This is a genomic window from Actinomycetospora succinea, assembly GCF_004363095.1.
GTDB classification, from domain to species: domain Bacteria; phylum Actinomycetota; class Actinomycetes; order Mycobacteriales; family Pseudonocardiaceae; genus Actinomycetospora; species Actinomycetospora succinea.
On record NZ_SNYO01000001.1, the window covers coordinates 354,427 to 369,703 of the forward strand.

At 74.5% G+C, this 15,277-nt stretch carries 17 protein-coding genes; 7 read left to right on the top strand and 10 right to left on the bottom strand.

The window, feature by feature from the left end; translation table 11 throughout:
* The 3 genes from EV188_RS01715 to EV188_RS01725 are packed head-to-tail and all read right to left on the bottom strand — an operon-like array spanning position 1 to position 2,977.
* Positions 1-1,605, bottom strand: a complete 1,605-nt coding sequence (locus tag EV188_RS01715) for a metallophosphoesterase family protein (protein WP_133824503.1) — start codon at positions 1,603-1,605, stop codon at positions 1-3.
* A gap of 23 nt (positions 1,606-1,628) precedes the next feature.
* On the bottom strand, positions 1,629-2,510 hold the full coding sequence (gene bla / locus EV188_RS01720; protein ID WP_133824504.1) for a class A beta-lactamase: 882 nt from the start codon (positions 2,508-2,510) through the stop codon (positions 1,629-1,631).
* Positions 2,507-2,977 carry a pyridoxamine 5'-phosphate oxidase family protein gene (locus EV188_RS01725; protein WP_166659669.1) on the bottom strand — a complete coding sequence of 157 codons (471 nt, stop codon included), beginning with the start codon at positions 2,975-2,977 and terminating at the stop codon, positions 2,507-2,509. The genes bla and EV188_RS01725 overlap by 4 nt, the downstream gene beginning before the upstream one ends.
* Positions 2,978-3,148: 171 nt before the next feature.
* Here EV188_RS01725 and EV188_RS01730 point away from each other — a divergent pair, with 171 nt between their 5' ends.
* From EV188_RS01730 to EV188_RS01745, 4 genes are all read left to right on the top strand, one after another.
* Complete coding sequence (locus tag EV188_RS01730) at positions 3,149-3,670, top strand: HdeD family acid-resistance protein (RefSeq protein ID WP_166659670.1); 522 nt, start codon at positions 3,149-3,151, stop codon at positions 3,668-3,670.
* A 7-nt stretch (positions 3,671-3,677) separates the two neighbouring features.
* Complete coding sequence (locus EV188_RS01735; RefSeq protein ID WP_133824507.1) at positions 3,678-4,475, top strand: hypothetical protein; 798 nt, start codon at positions 3,678-3,680, stop codon at positions 4,473-4,475.
* Between the two features lie 26 nt (positions 4,476-4,501).
* Positions 4,502-5,041 (top strand): CGNR zinc finger domain-containing protein, encoded by a 540-nt coding sequence (locus tag EV188_RS01740; protein WP_133824508.1) that lies wholly within the window; start codon positions 4,502-4,504, stop codon positions 5,039-5,041.
* Between the two features lie 80 nt (positions 5,042-5,121).
* On the top strand, positions 5,122-5,997 hold the full coding sequence (locus tag EV188_RS01745; RefSeq protein ID WP_208114006.1) for an alpha/beta fold hydrolase: 876 nt from the start codon (positions 5,122-5,124) through the stop codon (positions 5,995-5,997).
* Between the two features lie 6 nt (positions 5,998-6,003).
* Here the strand turns inward: EV188_RS01745 and EV188_RS01750 are convergent, their stop codons facing one another.
* Together EV188_RS01750 and EV188_RS01755 are read right to left on the bottom strand one after the other, a co-directional pair.
* Positions 6,004-6,333, bottom strand: a complete 330-nt coding sequence (locus EV188_RS01750; RefSeq protein ID WP_133824509.1) for a DUF6247 family protein — start codon at positions 6,331-6,333, stop codon at positions 6,004-6,006.
* A gap of 134 nt (positions 6,334-6,467) precedes the next feature.
* The gene (locus tag EV188_RS01755) at positions 6,468-6,647 is read right to left on the bottom strand and encodes a hypothetical protein (RefSeq protein ID WP_133824510.1); all 180 of its coding nucleotides are present in this window, start codon (positions 6,645-6,647) and stop codon (positions 6,468-6,470) included.
* Between the two features lie 202 nt (positions 6,648-6,849).
* Here EV188_RS01755 and EV188_RS01760 point away from each other — a divergent pair, with 202 nt between their 5' ends.
* The 3 genes from EV188_RS01760 to EV188_RS01770 all read left to right on the top strand — a co-directional run bounded on the left by EV188_RS01760 (position 6,850) and on the right by EV188_RS01770 (position 9,166).
* Positions 6,850-7,932 carry an alkaline phosphatase family protein gene (locus EV188_RS01760; RefSeq protein WP_243741510.1) on the top strand — a complete coding sequence of 361 codons (1,083 nt, stop codon included), beginning with the start codon at positions 6,850-6,852 and terminating at the stop codon, positions 7,930-7,932.
* A 29-nt stretch (positions 7,933-7,961) separates the two neighbouring features.
* Positions 7,962-8,486, top strand: coding sequence for a formaldehyde-activating enzyme (locus EV188_RS01765; protein ID WP_133824512.1), 525 nt, complete (start codon positions 7,962-7,964; stop codon positions 8,484-8,486).
* Positions 8,487-8,548: 62 nt separating this feature from the next.
* Complete coding sequence (locus EV188_RS01770; RefSeq protein WP_133824513.1) at positions 8,549-9,166, top strand: maleylpyruvate isomerase family mycothiol-dependent enzyme; 618 nt, start codon at positions 8,549-8,551, stop codon at positions 9,164-9,166.
* Positions 9,167-9,218: 52 nt separating this feature from the next.
* Here EV188_RS01770 and EV188_RS01775 read toward each other — a convergent pair whose 3' ends face one another.
* The 5 genes from EV188_RS01775 to solA are packed head-to-tail and all read right to left on the bottom strand — an operon-like array spanning position 9,219 to position 15,237.
* A complete protein-coding gene (locus tag EV188_RS01775; protein WP_166659671.1) occupies positions 9,219-10,085 on the bottom strand; it encodes a PDR/VanB family oxidoreductase in 867 nt (288 codons plus the stop codon).
* 14 nt (positions 10,086-10,099) lie between these two features.
* Positions 10,100-11,290 carry an NAD(P)/FAD-dependent oxidoreductase gene (locus tag EV188_RS01780; protein ID WP_133824514.1) on the bottom strand — a complete coding sequence of 397 codons (1,191 nt, stop codon included), beginning with the start codon at positions 11,288-11,290 and terminating at the stop codon, positions 10,100-10,102.
* Positions 11,287-12,753: an aldehyde dehydrogenase family protein gene (locus EV188_RS01785; protein ID WP_133824515.1), complete on the bottom strand. Its 1,467-nt coding sequence runs from the start codon at positions 12,751-12,753 to the stop codon at positions 11,287-11,289. The genes EV188_RS01780 and EV188_RS01785 overlap by 4 nt, the downstream gene beginning before the upstream one ends.
* Positions 12,750-14,063 carry an aromatic ring-hydroxylating oxygenase subunit alpha gene (locus EV188_RS01790; RefSeq protein ID WP_133824516.1) on the bottom strand — a complete coding sequence of 438 codons (1,314 nt, stop codon included), beginning with the start codon at positions 14,061-14,063 and terminating at the stop codon, positions 12,750-12,752. The genes EV188_RS01785 and EV188_RS01790 overlap by 4 nt, the downstream gene beginning before the upstream one ends.
* The gene (gene solA / locus EV188_RS01795) at positions 14,056-15,237 is read right to left on the bottom strand and encodes an N-methyl-L-tryptophan oxidase (protein WP_133824517.1); all 1,182 of its coding nucleotides are present in this window, start codon (positions 15,235-15,237) and stop codon (positions 14,056-14,058) included. The genes EV188_RS01790 and solA overlap by 8 nt, the downstream gene beginning before the upstream one ends.
* Between the last annotated feature and the right edge of the window lie 40 nt (positions 15,238-15,277).

The window sequence follows — 15,277 nt, forward strand, 5'->3', positions numbered from 1 at the left end:
TCAGGGCCGCAGCACGATCGGCTCGTCGACCAGACGCACGTCCACCGGCGTGTGCGGCCTCCAGCGGGGCGTGGCGCCGGGCGCCCACCGCCAGCGCCGCGGCACCTTCTCCACGCCGAGCGCGTAGACGGTCAGCGTCCCGTCGTCGGCGACCCGCAGCCGCAGGAAGCCCTTGTGGTCCTCGATGCTCTGGGCGGCGAAGAGCTCGTTGCGGTTGGCGCCGCGGGCCGCGAGCAGCAGGAACGTCGAGAGCACGAGACTCGACAGCAGCCCGGCGGCCAGCACGACGAGCACGGTGGCGAGCGGGTCGTCGAGCCGGGTGGCGACGACCGTCGCGCCGATCGCCACGGCCAGCTCCGGGACGGTGAGCGCGAGCCCGAGGCCGAGCCGGCGCAGGCGTCCCGCGCGCTGCGGGACGACGAACGCGTACGAGCCGCCGGCGACGGCCACGCCCGCGATCACCGACACCGCGGGCACCCCGAGCACCCACGGCACGATCACCAGGGCGGGCAGCAGCACGAGCAGGGGCAGGAGCAGGCCGTTGCGCAGCGGCAGGCGCCACAGCACCTTGAACGCCTCGGCGCGCGAGCGGCGCACCGTCGGGAAGGTGTGCGGGCCGCGGACGTAGCGGTGGGTCCCGGTGGCGCGCTGCGGGCCCGGGTCGACGAGGTCGGTGGTGACGTCCAGCGTGGGCGCCAGGAAGTGCGTCGGCGAGGTGTAGGCGCCGCCCAGCCCGGCGGTGACGAGGACCTGCTCGTGATCGGGGTGGTCGAGCTCGTAGACGGCGTAGTGGTGGGTGTCGCCGGTGAGCACGAGCCGGATCGGCAGGTCGCGGCCGCCGAGGACCTCGCGCAGGAAGAAGGCGAGCCGGTCCATCGAGCGGTCGTCGCCGTCCTGCGCGCCGTACCAGGCGGGCGTGGCCGTGAGCAGCACGAGCCGGTCGCCGTCGGGGATCCGCGCCACGACGTCCCGGAACCACTCGAGCTGCGTGGCGTCGACGTAGGTGTCGAGCTGGATGTCGATCGCGAGGACCCACCAGCCCCGGGGCAGCGCCAGCGCGAAGTACGAGCGCCGCTGGTCGGTGTTCCAGCCGGCGAAGTGCCGGCCCTGGCAGAACACCCGGAGAAACGCGGTCAGGCCGTCGTACCAGTCGTGGTTGCCGGGGATCGCGTAGACGGTCGGGGTCTCGCCGTCCGGGTCGTCGACGAACTGCTCCTGCAGCGGGCTCTCGAGGCGCAGCTCGTAGGCGAGCGTCCCGGCCACCGGGTACACCTCGTCGCCGCCCATGAGCAGCACCCGCCCGCGCGGGAGCACCTCCCCGTCGACGGCCACCTCGGGGGCGCCGAGCAGCGTCGCGACCGTGGCCATCGCGCGGAAGCCGTCGCCGGTGTCGCAGAGGAAGTCGAACCAGAAGTCCTCCCCGTCGCCGACGTCGTACACGGCGAGGTGCTGCGCGAACGTCGTCCCGGCCATGACGTCGCGCTTGTCGGCGTAGGCCGCGACCGTGCTGCCGAGCAGCACCGTCACGCCCGTGCGGATCAGCTCGGTGGGCGAGAGCCAGCGCACGGCGGGGAGCTTCCGCGGTGCCTCGTCGGTGCTCGCCATGGTCACTTCCTACCGTGCCGGACCTACAGGGCCGCGGTCGCGATCCGCGTCGCGTCCGCGATCGTCGCGCGGCCGTTGGTGCTGGCCGGATCCGTCGGCGTCGTGAACACGGCGATCACCCAGGGCGCCCGGCCCGGGGGCCAGGCGACGGCGACGTCGTTGTTCTCGCCCTGCGCGCCCGAGCCGGTCTTGTCGCCGACGCGCCAGTCGCGGGGGAGCCCCGCGCGGATCTGCTCGGTGCCGGTGACCGCGCCGACCATCCAGCCCGTGAGCCGGTCGCGCCCGGCGGGGTCGAGGGCGTCCCCGAGCACCAGCGCCCGCAGGTCGGCGACCATCGCAGCGGGCGTGGTCGTGTCGCGCTCGTCGCCGGGAGCGGTCTCGTTCAGCTCGGGCTCGAGGCGGTCGAGGCGCGTGGTGGTGTCGCCGAGGGTGCGGACGAAGGCGGTGGTCGCCGCGGGCCCGCCGAGCAGCGCGCTCAGCAGGTTGGCGGCGGTGTTGTCGCTGACGACGAGCGCGGCCTCGCAGAGGGCGGCGACGGTCATGCCGGTGTCGACGAAGCGTTCGGTGGTCGGCGCGTAGTCGAGGAGGTCGGCGCGCGAGTAGCGGATCGTGCGGTCGAGCAGGCCGGGCTCGGTGGCGGCGCGCCGGAGCACCGCGGCGGCGATGAGGACCTTGGCCGTCGAGCACATCAGCGCCCGCTCGTCGGCGCGGTGGCCGACGGCGCGCCCGGTGCCGGTGTCCAGGGCGAGCAGCCGGATCCGTCGCCCGGAGCGCTGCTCGAGGCCGGCGAGCGCCATCGGGGGCTCGGACATCGTCACCGGCGCGGGTGCCGGGGCGTCCTGCTGCGTGCACCCGGCGAGCACGGCGAGGCCTGCCCCGACCAGCGCGGTACGGCGGCTGATCACCCGCGGGAGGGTAGCGACCGGTACTCGAGGCCGTCGGGCAGGTTCCGCCACGCGACGAACCGGTCGAGCGTGACGACGATCGGCAGCGAGAAGGTCATCAGCCAGGCGTCGAGCGGCTGCCCGCCGAGCATCGGCGCGTACTTGCGCCCGAACGCGTCGAGCGCCTTCTCGACCTTCCCGAACTCGGAGAGCGTCGCGCGCCCGCTGCCGGTGACGACGTCGGTGCCCTGGCCGGCGGTGTCGAGGGCGACGGTGACGAGGTCGTGCCGGCGCAGATGTGCCACCTTCGCGGTGTCGGGGCGGCTGAAGATGGTGACCTTCGGGTCGTCCCAGGCGAACCACACCGGCACCGTGTGCGGCCGCCCGTCGGGGGCCACCGTGCCCAGCCAGATCACCGCATCGGACGCCAGACGCTGCGCCGCATGGGCGTCGCCGGGGACGGCGGGATCGAGCAGTGCAGTGGCCACGACCGCGGACCTCACCACGCCCACACACGGGCGGCAAGGCTCGGGCCAACTCATCCGCCACGGGTGATCTCCGGATGTTCTCTCGACACGGAGCGCCGTCGGCGATTCGATGTGCCTGATCACCGGTGTGGCGGGAGGGGACGTGCGATGACCAGCGCGGCGAGTGGGGTTGTGAATCGGTCGTCCAGCGGGTGGGGCTGGATCCTGGCCTCCGGGATCCTCGGGATCCTGGTGGGGGTGCTCGCGCTGTTCTTCCCCGGGCTGGCGCTGCTCGGCGTGGCGTTCGCCCTGGGGATCGGCCTGATCATCCAGGGGGCCCTGGAGATCGGTGTCGCCTGGCGCGCGGAGACCGGGTCGGCGGGCCGCGGGTGGCTCGCGGCCTTCGGCGTCCTGGCGCTCGTGGCCGGCATCCTCGTGCTCTTCCAGCCCGGCGGCGGCATCCTCGTGCTGACCTGGGGGCTGATCCTCTGGTTCATCATCGCGGGCGTGAACGACCTGCTCCACGCCGGCTCGGGCAGCGAGCACCGGATCTGGAACATCGTCCTCGGCGTGCTCAGCCTGATCATCGCGCTGATCCTGCTGTTCTCGCCGGCCACCGCCGTCGGGACGATCGCGATCCTGGTCGCGCTCGGCTTCCTGCTGCGCGGCGCCGCGGACATCGGTCTCGCCCTGAGCATGCGCCGCGCCGCATGATGACGGGATGGACGCGCGCGAGGCCGTCGGGCGCCGCTACGGCGAGCACCTGACCGACCGCGACCTCCTGGCCCTCGCCGACGGCGAGCCGGACCGGGTGGCGCCCCTGCGTCGCCGCCCGGAGCTCGTGCTCGACCTGCTCGACCGGCCGGCGGTCGCCGACGCCGTCCTCACCGCGCGGCGCGACGAGAACGGGCGCTTCCGCCACGTCTCGCCGTTCCTCGTCTTCGCCGCGGCGGTGCACCGGACGAGCCGGGCGCTGGTCGGGCGCCTGCACACGCCCGACCGCACCGCGCCGCGCACCCGGGTGCCGATCTTCGACGCCCCGGTGCTCGCGGCCTTCGCCGACGACCCCGAGCACCGCCTGCACCTCGCGGAGCTGCTCGCCTCCTACTCCCGGCTGACCTCCGGCGTCGTGTGGCGCCGCGACGAGTGGGGGCGCCGCCGCGAGCGGTGGGACGAGCTGGACCTGCCCGCGCTGGCCCGCCTGCTCGGCGCCGTCCCGGCCGACCAGCAGCCCGGGGTGTGGCGGCGCATCGGCGACGGCGCGCTCTTCCTGGCCGGCGTCTTCCCCGAGCACGCCGAGCGGACCCTCGGCGGCCCGCGGCTCGCCCGGCTGACCGGCGCGGGCGAGGGGCCGGTCACCGAGCTCCTCGAGCAGCTCGCCGGCCGGGCGTACGCGCACGTCGGCGGGGCGGTGCCCGCGGGCGTCGCGGAGTCCCCGCAGATGGCGCGCCGGTTCCTCGCGCTCGTCGCCGAACGCCACCTCTTCCCGTCGGGCGGGCTCCTCGCGGCGGGTCGCTGACCTCGGCGGGTGGCTACGCTCGGGGCATGTCCGCCGCGCCGTCACGGGTCGATCCCCGCCCCCTGACCGGCGAGCCCCTGCCCCTCGACCTGCTCAACACGCGCTGGCTCGACGGCGAGGTCGAGCGCGACCTGCTCGACGACGTCGACGGCCTCGGAGCCTGGCTCGCCGGGCACGGCTTCGACGGGCCCGCCGACGAGGAGACCCTCGCGGCGCTGCGCCGGACCCGCGCCGCCCTCGCCGGCGTGGTCGACCGCGACGACGCCGGCGCCCACCGCGAGCTCAACGAGGTCCTGCGCCACGGCCGGCTGCGCCGCGCGGTCGGGCCGGACGGCCCGGTCACCGAGGTCGAGGCCGACAGCCCGGCCTGGCTGCCCGCCTGGTCCGCCGCCGAGGGCTACCTGCGCCTCGTCGAGCGGGCGCCGGACCGGATCCGGCACTGCGCGCATCCCCGCTGCGTCCTGCACTTCTTCGACACCTCCCGCAACGGCACGCGGCGCTGGTGCTCGATGGCGACGTGCGGCAACCGCGTCAAGGCCTCGCGCCACCACGAGCGCACGGCCTAACCACTCATCCTTGTGTGAACGGTTGGCACGGTGCACTGTGGACGAGTAACCGTTCATCGTCGCTTGAGAGGTTAGACGTGATCCGCCACCGCTACGCCTCCGTCCGCGGGCACCAGCTCTTCTACCGCGAGGCCGGGTCGCCGGACGACCCGGTGATCGTGCTGCTGCACGGTTTCCCGACGAGCTCGTTCATGTTCCGCGACCTGATCCCGCGCCTGGCCCGCGACCACCGGGTGATCGCCCCCGACCACCTCGGCTTCGGGCTCTCCGACGCCCCGGATGTCGACGAGTTCGCCTACTCCTTCGACGCGCTCGCCGACCTGACCGCAGAGCTCCTCGCGGGCCTCGGCGTCACCCGCTACGCGATCTACGTGCAGGACTACGGCGCGCCCGTCGGGTGGCGGCTCGCGATCCGGGACCCCGAGGCGATCACCGCGATCGTCAGCCAGAACGGCAACGGCTACGACGCCGGCTTCGTCGAGGACTTCTGGGCGCCGGTGTGGGCGTGGGGCCGCGAGCAGACCCCGGAGAACGAGGCGGGCGTCCGGCCGGCGCTGTCCCTCGAGGCGATCCGCTGGCAGTACACGCACGGCGTGCCCGACGCCGAGGTCGTCAGCCCCGACACGTGGCACCACGACCACGCGCTGGTCTCCCGGCCGGGCAACGACCGCGTCCAGCTGCGCCTGTTCGCCGACTACGTGAGCAACCCGCCGCTCTACCCGGCGCTGCACGCGATGCTGCGCGAGACCCGCGTGCCGGTGCTCGCGGTCTGGGGCCGCCACGACGAGATCTTCGGCCCCGCCGGTGCCCGGGCGTTCCTGGACGACGCCCCGGACGCCGAGGTGCACCTGCTCGACGGCGGCCACTTCCTGCTCGAGAGCCACCTCGACGACGTCGCCCCGATCATCAGCGACTTCCTGCGCCGTCGCGCCGGAACGGGCGCCGTCGCGGCGTGAGTGTGCCTACGCGCCGGCCTTGGCCCGGGTGACCTGGATCGGTTCGTCCTCCGGGCTCGGCTCGCCGGTGATCAGCTCGGCGGCCTTGCGCAGGTTGCGCCGGTACTGCTCCGGGCGCGACTGCATCGCCGCCAGTCCGCGCCACTGCTCGAGCATCGTGAACAGCGACGTGAGGTCGAGCGTCGACCGCGCGCGGGCCAACTCGCGGTCGTAGGACTCCAGAAACCGACGTCGGTCCTCGGACCACAGGGCGTCAGCGATCGCCGCCGGTTGGGCGCCCGGCGCGAGCGGATGTGGCGGCTCGGGTCCGGGATCGACCGGGCGCGTCGCGGTCACGTCATCGACGCTAGCGCAGCCGCCGGACAGGCGGGCGGAGTTCCGGGAAGGCCCGGCACCCCATGATCGCTCCCGGTGCTCCGTCGACCCCCTGACACGTGGTCGGAGGAGCACCCGGAGCGATCAAGGCCTCGTCAGTCCTCCGGCGAGCGCCGCGGCGCGGGCACGTCGGCGGGGCGGGCGAGGTCCGGGTGTGCCGGGCCCGCCCAGCGGCACGCGAGGACGTCCCAGAAGCACGTGCGGTCGTGGACGTGTCCCCGGGCGCGCGCGGGAGCGGTGGTGATGACCGTGCGGGTCGCGGTGTCGATGCTCATGGTGGGCCTCCTTCGGTCACCGAGAGTCCCGACGGTGACAGTGGGTGGCGGACAACGCCAGTAGTCATCACTCGAACGGCCCTACGTATTCGGCGCGCTGTGTGCTTGCCAGCACCCAGCGTCGACGCGCGACAGAATGCCCGGCGTGGAGGCCGCCGAGCTCGTCCTGCCCGACCCCGCCCGCCCCGGTCTGCACGACGTCATGCCGGCGCTGCTGGACGCGGTGACCGGGGGCCCGCAGCGCCTGGGTCTCCCGCCGGTCCGCGCGGCCGCGCTGCTGCTCGTCGACGGGCTGGGACACCGCCTGCTGCACGAGCACGCGAGCGATGCCCCGTTCCTGGCGTCGATGGCCGACCACGGACCCCTGCTCGTCGGCTTCCCGAGCAGCACCTCGATCAGCGTGACCTCGCTGGGCACCGGCCTGCCGCCGGGCACCCACGGCACGCTCGGGATCCGGTTCCGCGTGGACGGCACCCTGCTCGACTCGCTGACCTGGACCAGCGACGCCGGCAACGCCGACCGGACGCTCGAGGCGCTCCCGCCCGAGACCGTCCAGCCCCACCCCACGGTCTTCGAGCGCGCCGCCGCCCGCGACGTCGGCGCCACCGTCGTCTCGGCCCGCGCGTTCCGGGAGTCGGGGCTGACCCGCTCGGCGCTGCGGGGCGCGGACTACCGCGGGGTCGGCGCGTTCGGCGACCTCGCCGCCGAGCTCCTCGACGCCCTCGGGCGCCCGGGTCCGCAGCTCGTGTACGCCTACCACGCCGACCTCGACCAGCTCGGCCACCTGCACGGACCCGGCTCGACGGCCTGGCGCTGGCAGCTGCGCCAGATCGACCGGCTCGTCGAGCAGCTCGTCGCCGAGCTCCCCGCCGGCACCCTGCTCGCGGTCACCGGCGACCACGGCATGGTCACCGTCGACCGCCGCTACGACGCCGACACCGACCCGGACCTGCGGGCCGGCGTCGCGCTGGTCGGCGGCGACCCGCGCGCCCGCCTCGTCTACGCCGAGGACGGCGCCGCCGACGACGTGCTCGCCACGTGGCGGGGCGTGCTCGGCGAGGACGCGTGGGTGCTGCCCGGCGCGGAGGTCCTCGAGCGCGGGTGGTTCGGCGCGCTGGACGACCCGGTGCGCCCGCGCGTGCCCGACGTCGTCGCCGCCCTGCGGGGCACCGCCGCCGTGGTGCGCACCGAGGGCGAGCGCCTGCTCTCGCGTCTGCCGGGCCAGCACGGTTCGCTGACGGGGGACGAGCACGTGGTGCCGCTGCTCGCGGCGGCGAGGGTCTGAAGCGGCCCGGATCTGAAGGGGAGGACGTCATGCCGGGACTCGACGGACGCATCAGCCAGGGCTGGGGCGGCGCGCCGCCCGACGGGGTGCACGTCAACGTCGTGCTCGCCGAGCGCGGGTCGGCGACGGCCGCCGCGCTGACGACGACGTTCGCGGCCCCGTCGGCGGGGTTCGCGCCGATCCTCATCAGCCTCGGGCCGGACCAGCCGTCCTACGAGACGCTGCTCCCGCCGACGCTCATGCTGAACAAGATCCCCGCCGACACCCCGCAGCTCGAGAGCCTCGTCTTCGGCGCCTGCCAGGTCGGGATCGCGCGGGGGGTCCTCGACGCCGTGGCCGCCGACCTCGTCGCGGCCGACCAGGAGACGCTCGTCTTCGTGTCCCTGTGGATCGACGCGGACGCCTCCGACGAGGACGCCGTGTGCCGCGCCGCCCGCGAGGCCACCGGCCGTGCGGTCGCCGAGGCCGCGCGGGGCCGGGCACCGGAGGACGCGCGCCGGCTCGTCGAGCAGCGCGACACCGTGACCCACCCCGCCTACGGCGGCTCCGCCTGAGCGATGAGTCCCGCGGTCCCGGGCCGTCACACCTCCGACGGGCACGACGACGAGGAGGAACCGTGGACGACGTCTGGTCGCTGGTGCACGCGGAGCGCGCGGCGCTGATCGACGACCTGGAGCGCAGCGACCATCGCCGGTGGGACGAGCCGTCGCCGTGCCCGGGCTGGACGGTGCACGACGTCGTCGCGCACCTCGTCGACACCGCGCGGACGACCCGGGTCGGCTTCGTCGTCGGGCTCGCCCGCGCCGGGTTCGACTTCGACCGCCAGAACGCGCGCGGCGTGGCCCGCGAGCGCGGCGTCACCCCGGCGGTGACCCTGGAACGGCTCCGCGCGGCGGCACCCCGCCGCACGACGCCTCCGGCGCCGCTGGACTCCCGGCTGGTCGAGGAGATCGTGCACGGCGAGGACGTCCGCCGCCCCCTGGGCCTGCCGCGCGCCTACCCGCCCGACGCCGTCGCCCGCGCCGTGCGGCTCCAGGCGCGGACCCCGGCGTCGTTCGGCGGCGCGAAGGAGCTCGTGGCGCGCGTCCGGCTCGTCGCGAGCGACGCCGACCTGGCCCTGGGCGAGGGCCCGGAGGTGCGCGGTCCCGCGCTCGCGCTGCTCCTCACCGCCTGCGGGCGCCCGACCGCGCCCGGCGAGCTGGCGGGGGTCGAGGCCCTCAGAGATCGAGCGTGAGCCGCGCGCACCCCTGCTCGGCGCGCGAGACGCAGATGAACACCGTGTTCTGCTAGGCCTTCTCCTCGTCGGTCAGCACCGAGTCGCGGTGCTCGGCGCGGCCGGCGAGCAGCGGCGTCTCGCACGTCCCGCAGGTGCCCTCGCGGCACGACCAGAGCGCCGGGATCCCGGCCTCCTCGGCGACGGTGAGGACGGAGCGGTCCGGCGGCACGGTCGCGACCACGCCGCTGGCGGCGAACTCGACCTCGAAGGTCTCGGTGCCGGTGTCCTCGAGCGTCTTCGGCGCGAAGCGCTCCACGCGCAGGCTGCCCGCGGGCCAGCCGGCCATGAAGGAGTCGACGGCGCAGAGCATCGGCTCCGGCCCGCAGGCGTAGACGAGCGTGTCGCGCCGCGGGGTGGCGAGCAGGCCCGTGAGGTCGAGCAGCCCGACCTCGTCCTGCGGCGCGATCGTCACGCGGTCGTCGTAGGCCGCGAGCTCGTCGGTGAACGCCATCGACGAGCGCGAGCGCCCGCCGTAGAGCAGCGTCCACTCGGCGCCCGCCGCCTCGGCCGCGGCGATCATCGGCAGGATCGGCGTGATCCCGATGCCCCCGGCGACGAAGACGTAGCGCGCGGCGGGCTCGAGCGCGAAGTGGTTGCGCGGCTCGCCGAGGGTGACGATGTCGCCGCCGTGCAGCTTGTCGAAGACGTACTCGGAGCCGCCGCGGCTCACCGGCTCGCGCAGCACGCCGAGGCGCCAGCGCTGCCGGTCGGCGGGGTCGGAGCACAGCGAGTACTGGCGGACCAGCTCCGGGCCGAGGTGCACGTCGACGTGCGCCCCGGGCGCCCACGCCGGCAGCTCGCCGCCCCGGGCACACCCCAGCGTCAGGGACACGACGCCGTCGGCCTCGTCGCGACGCTCGTGGATGATCATGTCCATGGTGGGCGCCTCCGTCAGCGCATCTGGCCGGCGCCGACGTACGGGTGCGGGCTGGTGAGCAGCGCCCCCTCGGCGAAGCGGGTGAGGCGGAAGTCCTCCGCGGGGATGTCGGGGTCCGAGCTCGTCCCGTCGACGACGAGGTCGGCGACCAGCCGTCCGACCGCGGGCGAGATCTTGTGGCCGTGCCCGGAGAACCCGGCGGCGACGACCAGGCCCTCGAGCCCGGTCCGGGAGATCACGGGATTGAAGTCCGGCGTGACGTCGTAGCACCCGGCGTACGTGGACGCGATCGCCGGATCCGTGAGCCCGGGCAGGCGCGTGCCGACCTTCTCGACGGCGACGTCGACGGCCTCCGGTGTGGCCTGGTTCGAGTAGCGGTCCGGGTCGGCCGGCTCGAGCACCGAGAGGTCCGAGTTGCCGAACAGCAGCTGTCCCGAGCCCTCGGGCCGGATGTACTGCAGCGAGACCAGGTCCGAGAACACCGGCACCGGCCCGAGCGGCTGGCCGGGGTCGACGAGCACGATCTGCTCGCGGTGCGGGGTCAGCGGCAGCTCGATCCCGTGCGCCCCCAGCAGCGGCACCGACCACGGGCCGGCGGCGAGCACGACGGTGCCGGCCGCGATCACCGAGCCGTCGGCGAGCTCGACGCCGGTGACGCGCTCGCCCGCCGTGCGGATCGCGGTGACCGTCGTGCCCTGGCGCAGCCGGGCCCCGGCGCGGCGCGCGGCGCCCGCGAAGGCCTGCGCGGTCTGGTAGGCGTCGCCGTACCCGCCGCGCGGCTCGTAGGCGAAGGCCCCGAACGGCTCGAGGTCGGCGACCGGCCAGAGCTCCTGCACCTCGCGGCGGTCGATGTCCTCGGTCTTCACCCCGACGGCGCGCTGGGCGTCGAGCGAGGCGGCGAAGGCCTCGACGTTCTCCGGGCCGACGCCGACGACGTAGCCGGTCTGGTGGAAGCCGACGTCGGCGCCGAGCACGAGCGGGGCGTCCTCGAAGGTCTGCAGGCTGCTCGCGGCCATCGCCGCCAGCGACGAGACGCCGTAGTGGCTGCGCACGACGCCCGACGACTTGCCGGTGCCGCCCGAGCCGACGGTCGCCCGCTCGACGATCACGACGTCGGTGACGCCGCGGCCGGTCAGCGCCCACGCGGCGGCGCAGCCCTCGAGGCCGCCGCCGATGACGACGACGTCCGCGGTGTTCGTGCTCACGGGGTACCTTCCTGGTTCGACGGGGGGTGGGGGGCGACGCGCGCGACGACGGTCTTGAGCTTCACGTAGCTCTCGAGGGCGACCAGCCCGCGCTCGCGGCCGGTGCCGCTGTGCTTGGTGCCGCCGAACGGGACGCCCGGCCCGCCGCCCCAGTACTCGTTGATCATGATGTAGCCGGCGTCGACCCGGTCGGCCACGCGCAGCGCGCGGTCGATGTCGCGGGTGTGGATGCCGGTGCCGAGGCCGTAGTCGGTGTCGTCGGCCAGGGCGATCGCCTGGTCCTCGCCGTCGAACGGCAGCACGGCGAGCACCGGCCCGAAGATCTCCTCCCGGGCGATGCGCATGTCCGGGGTGACGTCGACGAAGGTCGTCGGGGCGAGGAAGTACCCCGCGTCGGGGAGCTCGCGCGGGCGGTCCGCGACGCGCGCCCCCTCCTGCCGCCCGACCTCGACGTAGCCGGTGACGCGCCGGTGGTGCTCGGCGGAGACGAGCGGACCGAGGTCGGGGTCGTCGATGCCGCGCCCGATCGTCAGCGCCGCGGTCCGCGCGACGATGCGCTCGACCAGCTCCTCCTGCACCGCGCGCTCGACGAGCAGCCGCGTGCCGGCGTCGCAGTACTGGCCGGTGTTCGTCGTGAAGCCCATGACGACCTGGGCGGCGACGTGGTCGAGGTCGGCGTCGGCGAAGACGATCTGCGGCGACTTGCCGCCGAGCTCGGTGACCACCGGGGTGATGTGCTCGGCGGCCGCCCGCAGCACCGCCCGCCCGGTGGCGACCGAGCCGGTGAACGTCAGCGAGCCGATGCCGGGGTGCGCCGCCAGGGCGTGCCCGGCCTCGGCGCCGAGCCCGGTCACGACGTTGACGGTGCCCGGCGGGAACCCGGCCGCCTCGGCGAGCCCGGCGAACCGCAGCGCGGTCAGCGGGGTCTGCTCGGCGGGCTTGACCACCGCGGTGTTCCCGGCGGCGAGCGCCGGGGCGAGGCTGCGGCACAGCATCGAGCACGGCGCGTTCCACGGGACGATGTGCGCGGTGACCCCGACCGGTTCCCGCACGGTCCAGGCCAGCGAGCCGGGGCCGAGCGGGATCGTCTCGCCGTGCAGCTTGTCGGCCGCGCCCGCGTAGTAGTCGAGGTAGCCGACGCACCCGGCGATCTCGCCGCGGGCGAGCGAGAGCGGCTTGCCGGTGTCGAGGGTCTCGAGGCGGGCGAACTCCTCGCGGTCGGCGTCCAGCGCGGCGGCCAGGGCCCGCAGCATGCGGGCCCGGTCGGCCGGTGTGGTCCGGCGCGTGCGCCGTGCGGCGGTGTGTGCAGCGGCCACCGCGCGGTCCACGTCGCCGGCGTCGCCGCGCGCGATCGCGGCGATCGTCTCGCCCGTCGACGGGTCCTCGACGGCGATGGTGCGGCCGGCGCGGGCCGCCACGTGCTCGCCGCCGAGGAAGTGGGCCGACTCGACGAGTGCGGTCACGGGTCCGGGAACATGCGGGTCATCGTGTCCTCGTCACCGCCCGGCACGCGGTCGACGCCGACGACCTTGTCGATCACCATGTTCTGGAAGCGGTGCAGCGGCTCCTCGAACCGGAAGCACATGCGCCCGCCCCGGTAGGCCGGGTTCTCGATGCCCTCCTGGACCCGCTCGACGATCTCGATGTCCTGGCGGTTCACGAGGTCCCAGAACTTGGCGAGCTGCTCGATGCCGTCCTCGGCATCGGGGGCCTCGAGCGACTCGGGGTGCGCGAGCAGCACCGCGGTCTCCACGGTGCGGTTCGCGGCGACCGGGCGGTTGAACAGCACGAACGCGTGGTTCGGGAGCACGACGAGCGCGGTCGAGGGGAACAGCCAGACGAACCGGCCGGCGTCGGCGTCCTGCGCGCCGAGCGTGCTCAGGGGGCGCAGGCCGTCCCACCCGCCGGCGTCGGAGTTGCGCGACACCGGCGTCGTGCACATGCCCGTGTACATCCCGGGCCCCTGCCACCGGTAGTGGTCGGAGAACTTGGAGACCTGGTTGAGCTCCGGGTGCACCCAGGGCAGGTGGTAGTACTCCATGAAGTTCTCGCCGACGAGCTTGTAGTTCGCGTTGATGTCGTAGGTGAGCCGGCGCTGCGGCACCCACTCGTCGAGGCGGTAGTCGGCGAACCGGGTCGGCAGGTCGCCCAGGTGCGTCGCCAGCGGGGAGGCGTCCGCGTCGAGGTTGACGAACAGGAACAGGCCCCACGTGTCGACGGCCACGTCGATCAGCCCGTAGTCGGCCTTGTCGAAGCCCTTGGCGACGGAGGTGTCGAAGATCGACTCCTCGCCGGCCGGGACGTCGGAGCCCTCGAACAGCGGCGTGCCGAGGCACGTGCCGTCGGTGTCGTAGGTCCACGAGTGGTACGGGCAGCGGATGCGCCCGCGGTGCCCGACCTCGCGGGCGTCGTTCGCGAGCAGCTTCGTCGCGCGGTGGCGGCAGACGTTGTGGAACGCCCGCAGGGCGCCGTGGCGGTTGCGCGTGACGATCACCGAGCGGCCGGCGACGTCGACGACGATGCACGCGCCGTGCCGGTCGACGTCGGCGGCGAGCCCGACCGCGACCCAGCCCGAGGCGAACACCTTCTGCTGCTCGAGCGCGAAGAACTCGGGCGCGGAGTAGGCGTCGGGCAGCAGGGTCGCCGCGAGCTCGACGGGCAGCCGGGTCGCGGCGTAGGTGGCCTCGTCGGTGTAGGTGGCCGGGTCGACGGGACGCGCCGGGAGGGTGGCCGGGGTCGCCGGCGTGCCCTTCGGCAGGGTCGTCTCAGACATGGAAGCTCCGCGGGTAGCTCGGGTCGGTCAGGGCGGGGCGGGTGATCGAGAAGCTCCCGATCGGCTGGGACGGGGTGTGGCCGACGGCGAGCTCCGCGAGCAGCTGCCCGATCAGGGCGGCGAACTTGAACGCGTGGCCCGCGCCGTTGGCGACGACGATCTGCGGGTGCTCGGGGAGGGTGTCGAGCACGAAGTTCTGGTCCGGCGGGACGGTGTAGAGGCAGGTCTTCGTGTAGAGCTCCGGCCCGCCGAAGCGCGGGACGTGCCGGTCGAGGAACGCCGCGTAGCGCTCCCGGCGCACCGGGTCGGGCTCGAACGTGCGGTCGTCGGCGGTGGTCTCGTGGCCGCCCATGTGCTGGCCGAGCTTGGTGGCGACCTCGCCGTAGACCGGGAAGCCGTAGAAGTTGTGGCGCCCGTGCCACATGAAGATCGGGAAGCGGGACGGCGAGAACTCCGCCAGGTGCGGGGTGGCGTAGTAGGTGACCTGCTCCTGCAGCACCGTCAGGGGCAGCGCCGTGCCGGTCTCGGCGAGCACCTGATTGGTCCAGGCGTCGCTGGTGACGACGACGCGGTCGGCGCGCAGCACGCCGCCGTCGGTGACGACCGCGACGCCCTCGCCGTCGGGGCGGATCGCGCGCACGGGGGTGTTCGCCCGGATCTCGGCGCCGTGGGCGCGGGCGAGCGCGCGGTGCACGGCGTTGGCCCGCGCGGCGTCGACGATGCCCGAGTCGGGCTGGTAGAGGGCCTGCTCGCCGCCCGCCAGCGCGAACTGCGGCCAGCGCGCGACCAGCTCGTCGGCGTCGAGGCGCTCGTAGGCGACGCCGAACCGGTCGAACATCGCGGTGTAGCCCTCGATGTTGCGGTTGCCGGACGCGATGCCGGCCCGCTCGACGCGGTCCTCGATCACCAGCCCGCCGGTGCGGGTGATGATCTGCTGGCACGCCTGCGCCTCGACCTCGTGCCACGCCTTGTACGCGGGCTCCGCGAGGGCCGCGTACTCCTCCTGGTGCTGGGCGAGGCGGATGATGCGCGAGTGGTCCTGGGACGCGCCGCGGGCGTGCCCGAGCTCGAACTGCTCGAGGCCCAGGACGCCGGGGCCGAGGTCCGCGGCGAGGCGGTAGAGCGTCGCCGAACCCAGCCCGCCGAGGCCGACGACGATCGCGCGGTAGGACATCTTCTGACTCCCGGTGCCGAGGCGGAAACCCTCGGTTCTC

Excerpts from the sequence above, each read along its gene's own strand:
- EV188_RS01755 (WP_133824510.1), bottom strand. The coding sequence starts at position 6,647 with ATGAGCATCGACACCGCGACCCGCACGGTCATCACCACCGCTCCCGCG.
- EV188_RS01790 (WP_133824516.1), bottom strand. The coding sequence starts at position 14,063 with ATGTCTGAGACGACCCTGCCGAAGGGCACGCCGGCGACCCCGGCCACC.
- solA (WP_133824517.1), bottom strand. The coding sequence starts at position 15,237 with ATGTCCTACCGCGCGATCGTCGTCGGCCTCGGCGGGCTGGGTTCGGCG.
- EV188_RS01760 (WP_243741510.1), top strand. The coding sequence starts at position 6,850 with ATGCCGGCGCTGCTGGACGCGGTGACCGGGGGCCCGCAGCGCCTGGGT.
- EV188_RS01765 (WP_133824512.1), top strand. The coding sequence starts at position 7,962 with ATGCCGGGACTCGACGGACGCATCAGCCAGGGCTGGGGCGGCGCGCCG.
- EV188_RS01740 (WP_133824508.1), top strand. The coding sequence starts at position 4,502 with ATGTCCGCCGCGCCGTCACGGGTCGATCCCCGCCCCCTGACCGGCGAG.
- EV188_RS01715 (WP_133824503.1), bottom strand. The coding sequence starts at position 1,605 with ATGGCGAGCACCGACGAGGCACCGCGGAAGCTCCCCGCCGTGCGCTGG.
- EV188_RS01735 (WP_133824507.1), top strand. The coding sequence starts at position 3,678 with ATGGACGCGCGCGAGGCCGTCGGGCGCCGCTACGGCGAGCACCTGACC.
- EV188_RS01775 (WP_166659671.1), bottom strand. The coding sequence starts at position 10,085 with ATGGACATGATCATCCACGAGCGTCGCGACGAGGCCGACGGCGTCGTG.